The sequence below is a fragment of the Ruegeria sp. HKCCSA071 genome (assembly GCF_017872555.1).
Lineage (GTDB): Bacteria > Pseudomonadota > Alphaproteobacteria > Rhodobacterales > Rhodobacteraceae > Ruegeria.
In genome coordinates, this window is sequence record NZ_JAEDOX010000003.1 from 182,495 (window position 1) to 196,043 (window position 13,549).

The following is a 13,549-nucleotide window of genomic DNA, read 5'->3' on the forward strand; positions in this document are numbered from 1 at the left end:
TTAATATCGCACGATCACTTTTTGTTAGCGGAACCCGATGAAACACTTTTTTCTTGTAACCGTAATGGCGGCAACAGCCTGCGTGTCAGCCCAGGCACAGACCATTGTTTTTGGCGCTGGATACGCAGATTATTCCGAAGACACGTCCGAGGATCAGGGCCTGATCTCGATTGAATACCACCATGCACCATTTCATCAGGCCACGCGGTTTCGCGCCGGTTGGGGTGCGGCCCTAACTGTAGATGAAGATGGTGACACGCATATCGGCGCGGGCCTGATCGGGCAGTATGCGCTGAGCGATCGCTGGTTCGTGGAAGGCAGTGTAATGCCCGGCTACTATAATGCCAGCAACGACCTGAATGATCTTGGGGGCGATTTTCAGATTCGCAGCCTTTTGGGTCTTGGCTATAACCTGAACAATGGCAACAGCGTGTCTGTCGCGCTTACCCATAAATCCAACGCCAGTACCAATGACGAAAACCCGGGCGTGAATGCCCTGCTGGTACGCTATCATCTGGGCTTCTGATCCATTCCTGTCTGGGCGGGATTGATTTTCGGTCAAAGTTTCTGCACATCAGGTCGAAACCCGAGTGCAAGGACATCCGATGACCCGTATCGACGCCAAGTTCGCCGCCCTGAAAGCTGAAGGCAAGAAGGCCTTTGTCGCCTATGTCATGGCCGGGGATCCCGACTATGACACTTCGCTTGAAGTGGTCAAAGGCCTGCCAGGTGCTGGTGTGGATGTTATCGAGCTGGGCCTGCCCTTTACCGACCCGATGGCCGATGGCCCTACTATTCAGGCTGCGGGCCAACGTGCGCTTGAGCAGGGCATGACCTTGCAACGCACATTGGATCTGGCACGAACGTTTCGGGAAACAGACGATACAACCCCCATTGTCCTGATGGGGTATTACAACCCGATCTACAGCCGCGGTGTCGACGCGTTTCTGGCCGATGCAAAAGCGGCTGGTATTGACGGGTTGATCGTGGTGGACCTCCCCCCCGAAGAGGACGCAGAACTCTGCCTGCCCGCGCAAGCGGCAGGTCTGAATTTCATTCGCCTGGCGACCCCAACTACGGATGACAAACGCCTGCCTCGTGTTCTGCAAAACACTTCGGGCTTTGTTTATTACGTTTCGATCACCGGGATAACAGGCGCAGCCGAGGCAGAGGCAACAGATGTTGGCCCCGAGGTTGCCCGCATCAAGGCCGCGACCAATCTGCCGGTGATCGTGGGGTTCGGGATCAACACGCCCGAGAAATCGCGCAATATCGCCTCGGTGTCGGACGGCGCGGTGGTCGGGTCAGCGATCGTCAGCCAGATCGGCGCAGGTAAACCTGTGGCCGACGTGCTGACCTTTGTAAAATCTCTTTCGGATGGCGCGCACAGCGCCTGATTTCGCAGCCAACATGCGAGAATTGTAACCCGTCGCGGGTACCGCGGCGGGTATTTCGTGACTCATTGTTGTAGCGTCAAAACATTGCAGCCTTGGGAATGAATTGGTAAAGAAAACTAACCAATAAACGCGGAGCCCTGTTTTCATGCCTGTGATCACCAATATCGAAGACCTCAAACGCATATATGAACGCCGCGTGCCCCGTATGTTCTATGACTACGCCGAAAGCGGCAGCTGGACAGAACAGACTTTTCGCGAAAACACGACCGATTTTGAAAAAATACGCCTTCGCCAAAGGGTTGCGGTCGATATGTCCGGTCGGTCGACATCTTCGCAAATGATTGGCGAAGACGTTTCAATGCCCGTGGCGCTTGCCCCGGTCGGGTTGACGGGGATGCAACATGCAGACGGAGAGATGAAGGCCGCCAAAGCCGCCGAGGAATTTGGTGTACCCTTTACGCTGTCCACAATGTCCATCAACTCGATCGAAGATGTGGCCGGGTATACCGACAAGCCCTTCTGGTTTCAGCTATATACGATGAAGGACACGGACTACATCAATCGCCTGATCCAGCGGGCAAAAGACGCAAAATGCTCCGCGCTGGTGATTACACTCGACCTGCAAATTCTGGGCCAACGGCACAAAGATCTGAAAAACGGTCTGTCGGCCCCGCCCAAATTGACGGCAAAAACCATCGCCAACCTGATGACCAAATGGGCCTGGGGCATTGAAATGCTGCAGGCCAAGCGGCGCGAGTTCGGCAATATCGTGGGGCATGTGCATGGTATTTCGGACGCGTCTTCATTGGGGGCCTGGACCGCAGAACAGTTTGACCCCAGCCTGGACTGGTCCAAGGTTGAAAAACTGATGGAGCAATGGGGCGGGAAAGTCATCCTCAAGGGCATCCTTGATGCGGATGACGCGAGGATGGCCGCCAAGCTGGGTGCCGATGCGATTGTTGTGTCAAATCATGGAGGGCGTCAGCTTGACGGCGCGCTGAGCTCAATTCGTGTCCTGCCCGAGATCATGGATGCGGTTGGGGGCGATATCGAGGTGCATCTGGATAGTGGTATCCGATCCGGGCAAGACGTGCTCAAGGCGTTGGCGCTTGGGGCCAAAGGGACCTATGTTGGCCGCGCGTTTGTATATGGTCTGGGTGCCATGGGTCAGAAAGGTGTCACTACGGCGCTTGAGCTGATCCAGAGGGAGCTTGATACGACAATGGCGCTTTGTGGTGAGAAAAACGTGGCAGCGTTGGGGCGTCACAATCTGCTGATACCTGAAAACTTCGGGGGCCGCTGGCAAGCGTAAGCGATGTTTCACAAGTGGGCTCTGCCCCCGACGCCCGTTCCGGGCGCCTCCCCCGGGATATTTTTGGCCAGATGAAGCTGGGGATGCTTCAGTCGTTCGCCAGATAAATACTCCAGGACAGGCGATAGAACCCAACCGAACGGCATGGCAAGAAATACCTCTTTCCAAATCGGGTGAATCAAGCTAAGGACGCGGCTTCACGCGGGTATACAGCCTTGGAGGATGCCCGCCCTAACAATGGAGAATATATCATGGCTGGTGAGATTCCTGATCTCGTAGCTCTGGAACGGACGGGGACAGGCAAGGGCGCCGCTCGTCAGGCACGCCGCGACGGCATGGTTCCGGGCATCGTATTTGGTGGCGACAAAGATCCGCTGCCAATTCAGATCCCTTTCAACGTCCTGTTCAAGCGCCTGAAAGCGGGCCGGTTCAAGTCGACTTTGTGGAACCTCAAGGTTGAAGGTCACGAAGATGTCCGCGTTATCTGCCGCGACGTTCAGCGTGACGTTGTCAAAGACCTGCCGACCCATCTGGACCTGATGCGTCTGCGTCGGACCACCAAGATCGCGCTGTTCATTCCCGTTGAGTTCATCAATGAGGATGCAGCCCCTGGCATTAAGAAGGGTGGCGTTCTGACGGTTGTCCGCCCGGAAGTCGAACTGATGTGCACCGCCGGCGACATTCCCGAGAAGATCACGGTTGATCTGACCGGTCTGAACATCAACGACGTTGTGACCATTTCGTCGGTTGATCTGCCTGAGGGCACCAAACCGACCATCGACCGTGACTTTGTGATTGCCAACATCTCGGCGCCGACTGGCCTGTCCACAAGCGACGAAGATGAAGAAGTTGAAGTTGCAGCCGATGAAGTCGAAGTTGTCGGCAAAGAAGAAGAATAAGTTAGGAATAGAATTTCCGACTTTGAAACGGGGCTCGGGTGAGCCCCGTTTTTTTTGGGACCCGACATTCACGCGCGACTGGATTTCCTGACGTTTTCCGGGCATGAAATGTCTTTGAAGTGACAAAGGCAGAACAGAAACATGAAGCTGTTTGTTGGATTGGGAAACCCGGGTCAGAAATATGCCCGGAACCGGCACAATATCGGGTTCATGGCCCTGGACCGGATCGCTGCAGATCACGGGTTTGGCCCCTGGAAGTCGAAGTTTCAGGCCGAGATATCGGAAGGTCGGCTTGGCACTGAGAAAGTCCTTTTGTTGAAACCGCAGACCTACATGAACCGATCGGGTCAATCCGTGGGTGAGGCGATGCGGTTTTACAAGCTGGAGTCCACCGACGTTGTTGTATTTCATGACGAATTGGACCTTGCCCCGGGCAAATTGCGCGTCAAGGCAGGGGGCGGGCACGCCGGGCATAACGGACTGCGCTCGATCCATGAGCATATCGGGGCGGCATATGACCGTGTACGCCTTGGGATCGGGCATCCGGGCCGCAAGGAAATGGTTTCGGGGTACGTGCTCAGTGATTTCGCGAAATCCGAAACCAGTTGGCTGGACGACGTTCTTCGGGGTGTTTCGGACGGGGCACCCAACCTGGCACAGGACGAGGGCGGCAAGTTCATGAATGCAGTTGCATTGCGCACTGCCCCGCCGCGATCATCAAAAACCGCTGCACCTAAAGCCGACACACCTTCAACGCCCGCACCCGACACCGAGGATGACGACCGGTCTGCCATGCAGAAGCTTTTGGACAAATTCAGGTAGCACCCCGGCCTCTTTCCGTTACGTAGAGGTTGCGGAATGTGATCTCCCGCGTTCCAATACCGGCCAACTAGGGAGGCAATGCGATGAAATCCATCTTGAAGTGGGTGCTGCGCATCGTACTGGCGCTGGTTCTGGCCGCCACTGCCGTCGGGCTGTGGAAGCGCGAAGAGTTGCAGCGCCTATTGGCCGTAAACTCGTTATTTTCGGAAGAGAAGATCGTTCACAATTTCTCGCATATGGACGAGGCTTTTCTGACCGTAAACCTGCCGCGCGGAGACGCGCCAACCTGGGACCTGCCTTATGGCGAAGGATTCGACTTGCCGGAAGGAACCGACAGCTGGATCGATGAACGATCGGTCACGTCGTTGCTGGTCATGCAGAACGGCAAGATCAGATTCGAGGAATATTATCTTGGCACCGGGCCGGATGACCGGAGGATTTCTTGGTCGGTCGCCAAAAGCTATCTTTCGGCGCTTTTCGGTATCCTGCTGCAAGAGGGCGCAATCGGGTCGTTGGATGACCCGGTCGTCAAATATGCACCCAAACTGAAAGGCAGCGCGTATGAAACCGCGTCGATCCGCAACGTGCTGAACATGGCAAGCGGCGTGACGTTTGATGAAGATTATCTCGACCCAAATTCCGACATCAATCGGATGGGGCGTGTGGTTGCCCTGGGTGGTGAGCTGGACGATTTCGCAGCCTCGCTGCAAGACAGCTTTGCGACGCCGGGTGAAACCTGGCAATACGTCTCGATCGACACCCATGTTCTGGGCATGGTGATACGCGGTGCGACCGGGCGGAATGTGGCAGACCTTCTGACGGAAAAGATCCTTCAACCGTTGGGGCTGGAGCGGAACGGATACTACATCACTGATGGTGCAGGGGTCGCTTTTGTTTTGGGGGGCCTCAACTTTACTACGCGCGATTTCGCCCGGTTCGGACAAATGATCCTGCAGGACGGCATCGCGAATGGAAAACAACTGGTTCCTGCCGAATGGATTTTCGAAGCCACCCAACCCAGCGCACCGACCGCACAAGGAGAGATCGGGTACGGGTATCAATGGTGGATTCCCCGCGGCGCGCATGAAGGAGAGTTTCTGGCCCGTGGCGTCTATGGGCAATACATCTATTTCAACCAGCCCAGGGGCGTTCTGATTGTGTCCACTGGTGCAGACAGGCTATTTCGTGAACCCGGCGTGAATGATCTTAACATCGAAATGTTCCGCAAGATTGCGGAAAGTCTGTAAGATGCCATTATGCAGAAACAAGAAAGTATCAATGTACTGGGTGGCGTTCTGGCCCCGTGCTCTCGCGACCCTTTGACGGGGTTCTTCCGGGATGGTGCGTGCAATACCTGCCCCGAGGATCAGGGCAGTCATACCGTCTGCGCCGTGATGACGGCCGAGTTTCTGGCGTTCTCAAAATATGTCGGCAATGATCTGAGCACGGCACGACCCGAATTCGACTTTCCAGGCCTTCGCCCCGGCGACAGTTGGTGTTTATGCGCCAGCCGATTTTTGCAAGCTCATGACGAAGGATGTGCACCGCAGGTTCATCTGGAGGCGACACATCAACGCGCGCTTGAGATCGTACCACTCGACATTTTGCTTCAAAATAAGGCAAAGACCTAAAGGACCCCCTAAGGGGCGCATGTCTGATTCAGAATGCCATTTGCCAGATCAGGCTGACACTGTAGTTTTCAAAACCGCTTTCGCCGATACCGTCATAGAACAGGTTTGCAGCCAGAAGGCTGTCGTTTTCCAGCCGGTAATCAAAACCCAGATCAGCGCGGGCGCGGGCGGTATCCCCTATCGGTGTCACGCCAGGAACAGTGCCTGAGCCGGATGTTGTACTCCAAATACCAGACAGACCACCGGTCAGCATCATCTGACCACGCGACACCTGGATTGGGTGACTGAAATCCATACCCAGCCGTGCAGTGGTCAGGCTGAAATCCTGCTGTGGGATCAGGTTGCCCAGACTATCGGTATAAGCCTCCTGATCGTCGCTGGCATAGCTAACATCCAGCAGCGGCATAAGCGTCAGGTCACCGCGCTTGAACTCTCCGGTTACGCGCGACTGGATCAGCCAGCGTTCACTATCGAAACTGTCGGTATAGGTGCCCAGTGGAGAGATTTCGTTATCGGCCTGACCGTACAAAACGCGCCCTTCTAAAAACACCGGCTGGCTGGGCAGTTTGGCGACGACATAAGGTCCGACCAACCACCCTGTGCCATCCACGCTGGCCGGGCCGTTTTCGGTTTCGGCATAGTCGATCTGCAACATGGCGCCGATCAGAAGGTTCGAGTTCACCCAGCCATGCGCCCCCACCACGGCCAAGGCATAAGAACTGTCGTAATCGTTTTGCGAGCTCCAGTTCCCGGACAGATTGAACCAGACCGGTTGGGTTGGATCACTTGCAAATTTCAGATACCCCGATCCCTGCGTCACCGACGAGTCCAGCGCACCTGATCCTGATTGCTGAAGAAACTGCGTCAGCTCTGGCTGATTGGTCACGAGGCTGTTGGCCCGGGCGTTCTGAAAGGCCTGCACCAGTCGCTGTGTGTCCGTTACACCCTGTTGTGTGCTGACCCTGTTGGACGCAAGGTTCAGGTTCCCGGCGGCATCCGAAAAAACGCCTGCGGGAATAAACAGCTCAATTGTACCGTTATTTTGCGCAGTCAACGTCGCAACATAATTGGATCCCGATCCTGTCAGGCTTGCGGACGCATTGGTAACCGACAAGTCGCCCACCGTGAAATCTGTGCTGGGTTCACTCAGTGTGATCACCGCTTGGAACGTACCGTTCCCGATTGTTGTCAGCGCACCAATTGAGGCCGTCGGCTGCGTCGTGTCTGCCAAAGTCCTAGTGTTGATAATCTGGGTATTCGTGACGCCCGACAGCGCTATTTCATAAAGGTAAAGCGACCCTCCGACGGTTTCGCGCGCGGTGAACATGACCCCAAGATAGCCATCAGCGGCGTAAGTGGAATCGGCTCCATTCTGGCTGAGTATCGTCGCGCCAATATATCCAAGATTGGCCAATCCTGCTGGCGTAATAGCAGGTTGAGTCAAAACACCATTGTTGAAATAGAACGATCCTCCCGGGCCTTCTCCCGAGCCGCCCAACGACATGAACGCTGTCGCAGTACTTTGGAGATTGGAAAAGAAAATCTGCCCGCCGTTAGGTGTTGCGACTGTCTGGGACGGAAACGAAGGGTTGCCAAATGCCAGACCCTCTTTGACGCTTCCCATCAAAAGCGCGGAAACCAAAAGACCCAAGCACGACAGCCTCGTAATTGCGGACCAAACCATATTACCTCCTACAGCACCGCGTGGGTGCCAAACACCAGAGTGCCCGGGGTTAAAATCGCATCCCAAGCAGCGTCATCCTTGCCCCATCTTCGCAGAGACATCCCCAGAACCGGCGGCAAATCGCCGGTTAATGAGAAGTTAATTCAATTGGAAGACGCTGTATAGAACGCGGCAGGAATCAACTGGGGCGTGCGGGGCACGTCGTGTTGTTAGAACAACCGGGTTTTGACCAAGGCTAACTCTCAAACAGCTTGAAACACCCAGTATTTACAGTGTCGTCTCGCGGAGAAAGAAACCTGAGGCAGGCTACGCTGGAAACTCGTCTGCAAAGACAGAAGGGACATAATCGCTGAAATTTCAGCAATTTTACAACAGTGTGGCTCCACTTGCCGCACTGACCACCATTTGGAAACCTTCGGGCGCAAGTGGAACAGGGCGATATCGCTTGTGGGCGATTCTTTGGCCGGGCTCCGGCGGGTCCAAAAGGATCGCTTGCGAGGGCGAGCATACAGTGACAAAACCGGATGCCACGCCGGGTAGGAGCCACAATCCATCTGCGCCCGGTGAAACAGAAATTGGATCCGAAAGCCATTTCGGAGCGGCACTACAATCAAGGGTGGACCGACGGGTTTTCCCGGCAGCTTGATTGATCGAAATTGTAAACCGGGGCATGTGGCCCCGGTTCGAAATCAACCGACAGTGCGACCCTCGGTGTCAGACATATCGAAGTTCAGGTATTTTGCGACGGTCTGAACATCCTTGTCACCGCGTCCACACATATTCATGCAAATCAGGTGGTCCTTGGGCAACTCTGGCGCGATCTTCATGACATGCGCCAGAGCGTGGCTGGGTTCCAGTGCGGGAATGATACCCTCGGTGGCACAGCACAGCTGGAATGCCTCAAGCGCTTCCTTGTCGGTAATCGAGACGTAAGTCGCGCGACCGACCTCATGCAACCAGGAATGTTCGGGCCCGATACCCGGATAGTCCAGACCAGCCGAAATCGAATAGCCTTCCAGAATCTGCCCGTCATCATCCTGCAACAGATAGGTCCGGTTGCCATGCAGTACGCCCGGGCGACCGCCTGTCAGCGAGGCACAATGCTCCATCTTTTCGTTTACACCTTTACCGCCGGCCTCAACACCGATGATGTTAACGGCCTTGTCATCAAGGAAAGGATAGAACAGGCCCATCGCGTTCGAGCCGCCACCGATAGCTGCAATGATCGTATCCGGCAGACGGCCTTCGGCCTTCATCATCTGCTCTTTGGCTTCCTTGCCGATGATCGACTGGAAATCACGCACCATCGCCGGGTATGGGTGCGGACCGGCCACTGTGCCGATGCAGTAAAACGTATCGCGCACATTGGTCACCCAGTCGCGCAGCGCGTCATTCATCGCGTCTTTCAGCGTACCACGACCCGAAGTGACCGGGATCACCTCGGCCCCCAGTAGGCGCATACGAAACACGTTCGGGGCCTGACGTTGCACGTCGTGGGCACCCATATAAACGATGCATTTCAGACCAAATTTCGCACAGACCGTGGCTGTCGCGACACCGTGCTGCCCTGCCCCGGTCTCGGCAATGATCCGGGTCTTGCCCATGCGGCGCGCCAGAATGATCTGGCCCAGCACGTTGTTGATCTTGTGTGCGCCGGTGTGGTTCAGTTCATCACGTTTCAGATAGATCTTCGCCCCGCCCAGATGCTCGGTCAGGCGTTCCGCGAAATACAGAGGTGAGGGGCGGCCCACATAGTTGGCCCACAGATCATCCATCTCGGCCCAGAAGGTCGGATCATCCTTGGCTTTGTTGTATTCCTCTTCCAGTGACAGGATCAGCGGCATCAGCGTTTCGCTGACAAAGCGCCCGCCAAAGATGCCAAATCGCCCTTGCTCGTCAGGGCCGGACATGAAGGAATTGAAAAGATCGTTGGCCATGGGTGTCTCCCTCGTCGTACCTGACTGTCATAGGTGGTCGTAGCGGGATTTGCCATGGCAAAACGCACCATGTCGCCCCCTTGCAGCGGCAAACAAAATCAGCGTGTCGCGTCGATAAATGCCTGTATCAATACAGCGTCCTTTACGCCCGGTGCGCTTTCAACACCGGACGCCACATCGACTTGCCGCGCACCCGTCATGCGGATCGCCTCAGCGACATTGTCTGGGTTCAGACCACCGGACAACATCCACGGCCTGCGCCAGTATTTGCGACCTGCCAGCAGCCGCCAGTCAAAAGGAAGACCGTTGCCGCCGGGAAGTTCCGAATTCTTCGGCGGCTTTGCATCGATCAGAAGCTGGTCTGCAACTTCGGAATACAGATCAATCGCAGCCAGGTCCTCGGCCTCGGCAACACCGATCGCCTTGATGACGGGCAGGCCATAGCGCTGCTTGATCTCTGCCACACGCTCGGGACTCTCTCCACCGTGAAGCTGCAACATATCCAGCGGAACACCCGCGACAATCTCATCAAGCTGCGCGTCCGAGAAATTCACGGCCAGAGCGACCTTGGCGACGCCGATTGGTATTTCGGCGGCCAACGCCGCGGCTTGCGGTATCGGCGCGTAACGGGGCGATTTGGGAAAGAAGTTGAACCCGACGTAGCGCGCGCCAGCTTCAACCGCAGCGCGCGCATGTTCTGGGGCGGTCAAACCGCAGATCTTGACGGACACAACGGTAGACATAAGCCTCAGCTGGCCTCGTCGAGCAGGGCCAGAATATCATCCTTACCCTCGTTCTGCTTTTTCTTGAGCTTCTTGACTTCGCGTTCAAGCTTGCGGACCTCGCCCTTTTTCACGGTCGCATCGCGGCGGTGTTTATGTTCCCGCAGCCATTCCCACATGAAACCGATGATCAAACCGGCGACAACGCCACCGAGAACGACCAGAAAAAGCGGTAAAGAGGTACTGACGTTAAAGCCCAGAAGCTCGGCCAGAGCATCGGGCATCAGTTTCAGTTCCACAGACTGAACATTTGCCAAGGAAACGGAAATCAGAACGATCCCGAGAGTCCCAAGAAAAGCATATCGAAGGTAACGCATCATGAGGTCAGGCTTTACCGTTCAAACGATCCCTTAGCAACTTACCAGTTTTGAAAAATGGTACACATTTTTCTTCGACCTGAACGGTTTCACCGGTACGGGGGTTGCGCCCAACGCGGGCATCCCGCTTTTTCACCGAAAAGGCACCAAAGCCGCGCAGCTCGACCCGGTCGCCGCGCGCCATGGCATCGGTGACTTCTTCGAACACGGTGTTCACAATCCGCTCGACATCACGCTGATAGAGATGCGGGTTTTCGTCAGCGATTTTCTGAATCAGTTCTGAACGGATCATTCGTGATACCCTCCCAGGCAGCCGGTGTGACAGGTCTACTGTTTTGACAGTATAGGAAAAAACCCAGAACGGGGGAACGGATACTCTGCGTGTTGAGGCTTTATTTTGCCATATTCTCACGCGAAATTTTGCCCGACAGACTGATTTACACACTTCAAGCGCGAACATAATCGAGTTTAAGCAGCGTGTTTGGAACACGTTGATTCGCAACAAAAACGGCCCCGCACTTCCATGCGGGGCCGTAAATCATACTTGGGATGCGCCCCGGGCTTAGTCGCCCGACTTCAGCGCCGCACCCAGAATGTCGCCCAGCGACGCGCCCGAGTCGGAAGAACCGTACTGTTCCACGGCTTCTTTCTCTTCTGCGATCTCGCGTGCCTTGATCGACAGACCCAGACGGCGGGTCTTGCTGTCGACATTGGTTACGCGGACATCAACCTTGTCACCGACCGAGAAACGCTCGGGGCGCTGTTCGGAACGGTCACGCGACAAGTCGGAACGACGGATGAACGACTTCATGCCTTCGTACTCAACCTCGATGCCGCCATCTTCGATTGCGGTCACTTCGACAGTGATGACCGAGCCACGCTTCACGCCGCCAACGGCTTCTGCGAACTTGTCACCACCCAAAGCTTTGATCGACAAGGAGATACGCTCTTTCTCGACATCCACTTCCGAGACAACGGCCGAAACCATGTCGCCTTTGCGGTAGTTCTGGATCGCATCCTCGCCACGCTCGTCCCAGGACAGGTCCGACAGGTGAACCATGCCGTCGATGTCGCCCTCGAGGCCAATGAACAGACCAAATTCGGTGATGTTCTTGACTTCGCCTTCGACTTCGGTGCCCTCGGGGTGTGTTTCTGCAAACACTTCCCATGGGTTGCGCTGTGTCTGCTTCAGGCCCAGAGACACGCGACGCTTGGCGCCGTCGATTTCCAGAACCATGACGTCGACTTCCTGGCTGGTCGAAACGATCTTGCCGGGGTGGACGTTTTTCTTGGTCCAGGACATCTCGGACACGTGCACCAGACCTTCCACACCTGCTTCCAACTCGACGAATGCGCCGTAGTCGGTGATGTTGGTGACGCGACCCTGATGAACCGAGCCCAGCGGGTATTTGGCAGCAACCAGATCCCACGGATCTTCCTGAAGCTGCTTCATGCCCAGGCTGATGCGGTGGGTGTCTTTGTTGATCTTGATGACCTGAACCTTGATGGTTTCGCCGATCGTCAGGATCTCGGACGGGTGGTTCACACGACGCCATGCCATGTCGGTGACGTGCAGCAGGCCGTCAACGCCGCCCAGGTCAACAAATGCACCGTATTCGGTGATGTTCTTGACGACACCCTCGACGGTCTGACCTTCGGACAGGTTGCCGATGACTTCGGCACGCTGTTCGGCACGCGATTCTTCCAAGATGGCGCGGCGCGACACAACGATGTTGCCACGGCGGCGGTCCATTTTCAGAATCTGGAACGGCTGCTTCAGACCCATCAGCGGGCCAGCGTCGCGCACGGGGCGCACGTCAACCTGCGAGCCGGGCAGGAACGCAACTGCGCCACCCAGATCGACGGTGAAGCCACCCTTGACGCGGCCAAAGATTGCACCTTCGACGCGCTGGTCGTCGGCATATGCTTTTTCCAGACGGTCCCATGCCTCTTCACGGCGGGCCATCTCGCGCGAGATGACGGCTTCGCCACGGGCGTTTTCTGCGGCGCGCAGGTAAACTTCGACCTCGTCGCCGACAGCGATTTCAGGGGCTTCGCCGGGATTTGCGAATTCTTTCAGATCAACGCGGCCTTCCATTTTGTAGCCTACGTCGATGATGGCTTGGCCGGCTTCGATCGCCAGAACCTTGCCTTTGACAACAGAACCCTCTTCGGGTGTGTCCATTTCGAAGCTTTCATTCAGGAGGGCTTCGAATTCCTCCATGGATGCGTTAGCCATGTGGCGTTCATTTCCTTTACAGTACGTTTTTGCTGGCCGAGCGGTTGTCTCCGCCGGTCTTGTTTCATGATGCCGTCTGGCGTGACCCGGTGCGCCCCTGAGCAAACAAACACAAAGGGCCGAGGTAACCCGGCCCTGCTCAGAAACGTCATCCGGACGTTGACCGCCCTTGTATCGACAGCGCGCGTATAGGCTGAATCTTGAACCGGTGCAAGTGCAAAGCCTATGGTGCGCGGCAGCGCGCGCAGGAACTCTTGCCTAACGCTGATCCCCCCGAGCGTCATAGCAACCTGAACAATAGCGGGTTCTGACTGAAATGGCTTGCACGGTTCGCGTCGGGTCTTCTTTAGGCGGTTTCTCGGTATTGGGACGCGGGACCACATGGTTGTGTCTTCGAGTGCAGCGCAAGGGTGAAGTGTCTTGAAACACCGCGCGGGACCCGGCACTCAGCTGCCTGTGTCACGAGATGTATCGTGGAGAATTGGAGTGAGAACAGCAATCCATTCGACCGTTTGTACGATCTGCAACA

13 protein-coding genes are annotated in these 13,549 nt (G+C 56.0%); 7 read left to right on the forward strand and 6 right to left on the reverse strand.

Annotated elements, in window-relative coordinates; translation table 11 throughout:
* Nucleotides 1–37 precede the first annotated feature (37 nt).
* From I9188_RS10500 to I9188_RS10530, 7 genes are all read left to right on the forward strand, one after another.
* Complete coding sequence (locus tag I9188_RS10500; protein WP_209505423.1) at nt 38–526, forward strand: acyloxyacyl hydrolase; 489 nt, start codon at nt 38–40, stop codon at nt 524–526.
* Nucleotides 527–605: 79 nt separating this feature from the next.
* A complete protein-coding gene (trpA, locus tag I9188_RS10505) occupies nt 606–1,397 on the forward strand; it encodes a tryptophan synthase subunit alpha (RefSeq protein WP_209505421.1) in 792 nt (263 codons plus the stop codon).
* 145 nt (nt 1,398–1,542) lie between these two features.
* A complete protein-coding gene (locus I9188_RS10510; RefSeq protein WP_209505419.1) occupies nt 1,543–2,709 on the forward strand; it encodes an alpha-hydroxy acid oxidase in 1,167 nt (388 codons plus the stop codon).
* A 251-nt stretch (nt 2,710–2,960) separates the two neighbouring features.
* The gene (locus I9188_RS10515; protein WP_209598217.1) at nt 2,961–3,608 is read left to right on the forward strand and encodes a 50S ribosomal protein L25/general stress protein Ctc; all 648 of its coding nucleotides are present in this window, start codon (nt 2,961–2,963) and stop codon (nt 3,606–3,608) included.
* 141 nt (nt 3,609–3,749) lie between these two features.
* Nucleotides 3,750–4,430, forward strand: a complete 681-nt coding sequence (pth, locus tag I9188_RS10520; protein WP_209599614.1) for an aminoacyl-tRNA hydrolase — start codon at nt 3,750–3,752, stop codon at nt 4,428–4,430.
* Between the two features lie 83 nt (nt 4,431–4,513).
* The gene (locus I9188_RS10525) at nt 4,514–5,677 is read left to right on the forward strand and encodes a serine hydrolase (protein WP_209599615.1); all 1,164 of its coding nucleotides are present in this window, start codon (nt 4,514–4,516) and stop codon (nt 5,675–5,677) included.
* 9 nt (nt 5,678–5,686) lie between these two features.
* Nucleotides 5,687–6,061 (forward strand): DUF2237 domain-containing protein, encoded by a 375-nt coding sequence (locus I9188_RS10530; protein WP_209505410.1) that lies wholly within the window; start codon nt 5,687–5,689, stop codon nt 6,059–6,061.
* A gap of 28 nt (nt 6,062–6,089) precedes the next feature.
* Here I9188_RS10530 and I9188_RS10535 read toward each other — a convergent pair whose 3' ends face one another.
* The 6 genes from I9188_RS10535 to rpsA all read right to left on the reverse strand — a co-directional run bounded on the left by I9188_RS10535 (nt 6,090) and on the right by rpsA (nt 13,020).
* The gene (locus I9188_RS10535) at nt 6,090–7,745 is read right to left on the reverse strand and encodes an Ig-like domain-containing protein (protein WP_209505408.1); all 1,656 of its coding nucleotides are present in this window, start codon (nt 7,743–7,745) and stop codon (nt 6,090–6,092) included.
* A 689-nt stretch (nt 7,746–8,434) separates the two neighbouring features.
* Entirely contained in the window at nt 8,435–9,682 is a 1,248-nt protein-coding gene (gene trpB / locus I9188_RS10540; protein WP_209505407.1) for a tryptophan synthase subunit beta, read from the reverse strand.
* Nucleotides 9,683–9,780: 98 nt separating this feature from the next.
* Nucleotides 9,781–10,425 carry a phosphoribosylanthranilate isomerase gene (locus tag I9188_RS10545; protein ID WP_209505406.1) on the reverse strand — a complete coding sequence of 215 codons (645 nt, stop codon included), beginning with the start codon at nt 10,423–10,425 and terminating at the stop codon, nt 9,781–9,783.
* A gap of 5 nt (nt 10,426–10,430) precedes the next feature.
* A complete protein-coding gene (locus tag I9188_RS10550; protein ID WP_209505811.1) occupies nt 10,431–10,781 on the reverse strand; it encodes a LapA family protein in 351 nt (116 codons plus the stop codon).
* A 7-nt stretch (nt 10,782–10,788) separates the two neighbouring features.
* The gene (gene ihfB / locus I9188_RS10555) at nt 10,789–11,073 is read right to left on the reverse strand and encodes an integration host factor subunit beta (RefSeq protein WP_050603110.1); all 285 of its coding nucleotides are present in this window, start codon (nt 11,071–11,073) and stop codon (nt 10,789–10,791) included.
* 270 nt (nt 11,074–11,343) lie between these two features.
* Nucleotides 11,344–13,020: a 30S ribosomal protein S1 gene (gene rpsA / locus I9188_RS10560; protein WP_209505405.1), complete on the reverse strand. Its 1,677-nt coding sequence runs from the start codon at nt 13,018–13,020 to the stop codon at nt 11,344–11,346.
* Nucleotides 13,021–13,549 lie beyond the last annotated feature (529 nt).

Excerpts from the sequence above, each read along its gene's own strand:
- I9188_RS10500 (WP_209505423.1), top strand. The coding sequence starts at position 38 with ATGAAACACTTTTTTCTTGTAACCGTAATGGCGGCAACAGCCTGCGTG.
- I9188_RS10515 (WP_209598217.1), top strand. The coding sequence starts at position 2,961 with ATGGCTGGTGAGATTCCTGATCTCGTAGCTCTGGAACGGACGGGGACA.
- I9188_RS10525 (WP_209599615.1), top strand. The coding sequence starts at position 4,514 with ATGAAATCCATCTTGAAGTGGGTGCTGCGCATCGTACTGGCGCTGGTT.
- ihfB (WP_050603110.1), bottom strand. The coding sequence starts at position 11,073 with ATGATCCGTTCAGAACTGATTCAGAAAATCGCTGACGAAAACCCGCAT.
- I9188_RS10530 (WP_209505410.1), top strand. The coding sequence starts at position 5,687 with ATGCAGAAACAAGAAAGTATCAATGTACTGGGTGGCGTTCTGGCCCCG.
- pth (WP_209599614.1), top strand. The coding sequence starts at position 3,750 with ATGAAGCTGTTTGTTGGATTGGGAAACCCGGGTCAGAAATATGCCCGG.
- I9188_RS10550 (WP_209505811.1), bottom strand. The coding sequence starts at position 10,781 with ATGCGTTACCTTCGATATGCTTTTCTTGGGACTCTCGGGATCGTTCTG.
- trpB (WP_209505407.1), bottom strand. The coding sequence starts at position 9,682 with ATGGCCAACGATCTTTTCAATTCCTTCATGTCCGGCCCTGACGAGCAA.
- trpA (WP_209505421.1), top strand. The coding sequence starts at position 606 with ATGACCCGTATCGACGCCAAGTTCGCCGCCCTGAAAGCTGAAGGCAAG.
- I9188_RS10535 (WP_209505408.1), bottom strand. The coding sequence starts at position 7,745 with ATGGTTTGGTCCGCAATTACGAGGCTGTCGTGCTTGGGTCTTTTGGTT.
- rpsA (WP_209505405.1), bottom strand. The coding sequence starts at position 13,020 with ATGGCTAACGCATCCATGGAGGAATTCGAAGCCCTCCTGAATGAAAGC.
- I9188_RS10510 (WP_209505419.1), top strand. The coding sequence starts at position 1,543 with ATGCCTGTGATCACCAATATCGAAGACCTCAAACGCATATATGAACGC.
- I9188_RS10545 (WP_209505406.1), bottom strand. The coding sequence starts at position 10,425 with ATGTCTACCGTTGTGTCCGTCAAGATCTGCGGTTTGACCGCCCCAGAA.